Source organism: Pseudoalteromonas sp. SR45-5, assembly GCF_014163565.1.
Taxonomy (GTDB): domain Bacteria; phylum Pseudomonadota; class Gammaproteobacteria; order Enterobacterales; family Alteromonadaceae; genus Pseudoalteromonas; species Pseudoalteromonas distincta.
In genome coordinates this window covers 1-4,613 of sequence record NZ_JACJDN010000315.1, presented here as the reverse complement: position 1 = coordinate 4,613, position 4,613 = coordinate 1, and the positions used below count along the sequence as shown (strand labels likewise).

Below are 4,613 nucleotides of genomic sequence, written 5' to 3'. Positions count from 1 at the left end.
ACTGAAATTAACTGAGGGCGCTTTGTAGTATTCATTATAGTGCGGCTCCGTCGCAGTTAAGGTAACCATAAAAATCACCTGCAGGTATTTTGAAATGTGTTAATTTACCTCGGTTAATACCTTTAAAGTGCTCACCCAAACCAGATACAAACTCACAAGAGCGTGCATTCATTAAATCAAGCGAAGCAGGTACCCACGCTTTAAAGCTAACAGGCCCGTTAACTTGCCAGCTATTAACAACCACATTTGCAGATGCTAAATAAGGTTTTTTACTATTTTGGCTATGATCAAAGCTAAGGCGAGCTATGTTATTTATAATATGTATGTAGTCACCTTTTTCAGTTACACCAGATACACCTTCACTTTGAGCTATGTTTGGCACATCAAAATCGGTAGGTATTCGCAAAGTATGAATGTACTTTGAGCTAAATAACCATTCATTATTACTGTTTTTTGCAAGTGCAGAAAAGTAAAAATCCTTTGCTACTTTTGCATAATGGCTTAAATGCACAGGTGTATTTGGTCTTGCTAAAACATAATCTATGTTGTGTTTAAGAGCGTCTAGTCCCGCAAGAACTTCACCTGAATAAAAGTGATAATAAATAGTGTAAGGTTTTAACCTATATGGCTTTTCTGTAATTTCGAAAGTTTCAGTTAAGCGTCTAAAGCCATAATAAGGGCCATGCCATAGGTTAGTGTAAACATTTTCATTTAATATGGGGGCATAAATTTGATACAGCAAATCTCTTTCAGGGCGGCCAATAGGTGATATATGTGTAAGGCTAGGGTTGTCGGAATTTACATCAGTGTTGCCGCCATTTACGTTTAGCACACCAGCATCACGAGCCAGTTCAAGCGCTTTAGGACCAGGAGTTGCATCGCCTGACCATAACATCATCACTGTTTTTTTATTTTTAGGTGTGAGTTTTTCATCAATATATTTTATCGAATCTGTAATTTCTTTTTTAAGGCTGATGGTGTTGTAGCCAGGTACATCTAGATGAAAACCGTAATCAGTGTCGTCTTCATCTATTTTTTTTCGCCCAGATAGAGCAGTCCAAAAATAGGGGTGGCTATAGGTGTGTGAAGCAACTTCTACGTAAGGCAGCTTAAAAATACTACGCGCAATGTCTTCGAGTTTGGCACTTTGTTTAGAGTGAATACCGCCTTCTTCAATGTCAGCTTGGATCACTGAGGACGTTAACGGTAGTTTGTAGTGTTTAATTATTTCATCTCGAATTACTTCTGCTGAATAAGGCCTACCCGCATAGTGGGCAACACTTGTAAATCCATCTCCATCTATATGCAGCGTAAGCATTCGCCTGCCGCTTTCGGTGGTTGTATCTGGCACTAATATAGGTTGTAGTTCCATAGCCTGAGTTAGTAGTGTACGTGGATCAATAACCCATTTGCTGCCTTCCATCGGAAATGTATCAATTAGCCAAGGAGCAACCACGACTGCACCATATTTAGTTTTAGCCGCTTGTACAATTATCGTGTTATCAGCTGATTTTATTGTAATTAAAGGAGTCGCATTAGTTGCTAATTTTAGTAAATATGGTTTAACGATAGGGGGAGGTGTTGTGGATTCTCCTTTGAGCCAAGGTGCAAAGCTATCTTGTTTATATGGACCTTCAGGTAGTGTGTTTAACGACTCAATACCCATGTTAAATAGTAATTTAGTAGACTGTGGTAACTCGCCTAAAATAAGTTCTGGCACAACACCTAAATTAGCTTCAAGCCAATTGGTAAGTGTTGGGGTGTAAAATGCGTCGCTTGAGGTCCACGAAATAATACCGGCATGTAAGCTAGGGTCAACCAAAGGTAAGTCGCGTTTTGCCATATCTATGTAATCAGGTATGTACCCCAAATACTCAATCATGGTCGCAAGCTTTAAGTGTACGGTAGTGTATATGAGTGGTTTTACGTTACTGTTATAAGGGATTAAAATGCGCCTAGGGATCGGCGTAATTGATGATGTGCCCCACGTTTGCAAGTGACCGTCGGTCACCCACGGATTGAAACCTGCGTCTATAATATTTTGTGCCATAGTAAGGCGATTACCGGGCTTTGCATAATCAATAACTTGGACGTTGAGGCCTAAACTTTGTGCTGTTTTTAATTGTGCGCTTAGCCAATCTTGGTCGTTTTTGTTGGTCACTTTATAGCTATTGTCGGTTGGATTGAAGTGGCTATACAAACCCTCAGCAACTAAGTCACTTGCTAAATTAGCGAGTTTAGGCAATAACTCAAATCCCCGATTGAGGATAAGGTGCTTATCAAAAGTCTCAGATAGTGAGCTTATTATGGTGACTAACCCAGCTTGTTGATCGGGTTTACTGTGTGTAGCATCTAATAGCTGATAGCTATCTAGGGTATCTAAAAATAAGCCGCTAAAGCCGCGTGCTTTTAATGCCGCAGCGCTACTTTTAATATGTTGTTGCCAATGTGCTGATGCTAAATCGGCAATATGGCTATTCCAGTTAGGGTTAACTGCGAGTGAAGACTTACTTTCAATAAACGACTCACCAATACTTAAATAAGCATAGACAGCAATATTACGCTGTTTAAACCAATTAAGTTCGTGCTCAGTCACAAGATCAGGCTGGACTACAACGCGAGAATAAAAGGTCATTTCGGCTAATGGCATCGGCGCTGAGTAGTAAAATGCAATACTATTATTCACAGGCTTTGCAAATACTTGACTAGAAATTAAAAGCACTAGGTATAAAAAATATTTCATTAGTAATTCATTTCAATTAATTTATAACTGTGGCTCAAAGTAATGCGTTCCAATTTATCTAGCTATTTGGTATTAGTAATATAGGGTTATTATATGTTAATGGAAGATTAATTTCTACATGTTAATTCAACCATATACTCAAGGGGTATAATAACATGCTGGTTTGATTAACTCACCACAATAAAACCCATTGGTTTGCCACTCGAGTTATTAAGAGCAACCTACAAACCTATACTTAGAAAAACGATAAAAGAATGTATCAATATGTTACTTACAATAAGAGCTTAGTTTTTTATTACTCACCATCAAGCAGCTCTTTTACATTTTAAGTAACCGTAGAATTGACCTTTTGGCAGACTAAACTGTGTGATATCAGCATTTGATTTACCTTTAAAGCGCTTTCCATCATTAGAAACAAACTCACAAGAACGGCCATTAACTAAATCAATTTTAGCAGGCACCCAGGCTTTAAAACTGACAGCTCCATTCACTTGCCAATTATCCATGGAGACATTAGCTGAAGCTAAATACGGTACATTGTTTTCTTGGCTGTGATCAAAGCTAAGCTTTGCTAAATCATCAGTTATATGAATGTAATTACCCTTTTGAGTGACGCCGGATATTCCTGAACTTTGAGCTACATTAGGAACATCAAAATCATTGGGAATACGTAATGTTCGAATACTTTGAGAGCTAAAAACCCATTCGTTATTGCTGTTTTTAGCAAGAGCTGAAAAATAAAAGTCTTTAGCTATTTTTGCATACTGGCTTAAATGTACTGGCGTATTCGGTCTTGCAAGTACGTAGTCTATATTATATTTCAGGGCATCAAGTCCAGCAGGTAGTTCACCAGAATAAAAATGAAAGTAAATACTATAGGGTTTTAATCTGTATGGTTTTTCTGTAATTTCAAATGTTTCGATTAGGCGCTTAAAACCATAATAAGGCCCATGCCACAAGTTGGTGTATACGTTCTCGTTAATAATGGGTGCATAAATTTGGTATAACAAGTCACCTTCAGGTCGTCCAATTGGCGATACATTTGTAAGAGTTGGGTTATCAGCTTTTACTGAAGTATTACCACCATTCACGTTGAGCACGCCAGCTTTTCTTGCTATGGCTAAAGCCTTTGGTCCTGGAACCGCATCGCCTGACCATAGAATTAATACTGTTTTTTTATTCTTTGGCGTCAGTCGTTCATTAATATATTGAATTGACCCTGAAATTTCTTTTTCTAAATCGACAGAGAGATACCCAGGAATATTTAAATTAAGTCCGTATTTCGTATTATCTTCATCTATGTTTTGTATTCCTGATAGCACTTTCCAAAAGTAAGGGTGGCTATATGTGTGCGATGCAACCTCTACATAAGGTAGTTCAAATATATCTCTTGCAACTTGCTCAAGTTCTTTACTTTGTTTTGAATGTAAGCCGTTAGGCTCTATGTCTGCTTGTATTATGGAGGAGGTTAATGGCAATTTGTACCTTTTTATTACCTCATCGCGAATTACTTCTGAGTTGTATGGCTTACCTTTGAAGTGCGCAATGCTACTAAATCCATCGCCATCTATATGCAAAGTTAACATACGCCTTCCGCTTAGAGTCGTTGTATCAGGAGCTAATATTGTGGGTAAATTTAGTACTTTCTTTAACAATTTCTTAGGGTCGATCACCCATTTACTGCCTTCCAGTGGTAAATTATCAATTAGCCAAGGGGCTACTATTATGCCACCCAGTTTAGTCTTACTTCCTTGCGCTAGGATTTTACCATTTGCTGAACTAATGCTAATTAACGCTGTGGCGTCCGAGGTTAACTTAAGGGAATTTGGTCTGATAATTACAGGTGCTTTTGTAGTTTCACCTTTTAGCC

Annotated in this window: 1 protein-coding gene and 1 pseudogene; both read right to left on the bottom strand. The window is 38.2% G+C overall.

What is annotated here, in order from left to right; all coding sequences use genetic code 11:
• Positions 1 to 34: 34 nt before the first annotated feature.
• Positions 35 to 2,743, bottom strand: a complete 2,709-nt coding sequence (locus tag H5072_RS12305) for an endo alpha-1,4 polygalactosaminidase (RefSeq protein WP_182693680.1) — start codon at positions 2,741 to 2,743, stop codon at positions 35 to 37.
• Positions 2,744 to 3,048: 305 nt separating this feature from the next.
• Positions 3,049 to 4,613 (bottom strand): annotated as a pseudogene (locus H5072_RS12300) (protein PelA); the annotation flags it as partial.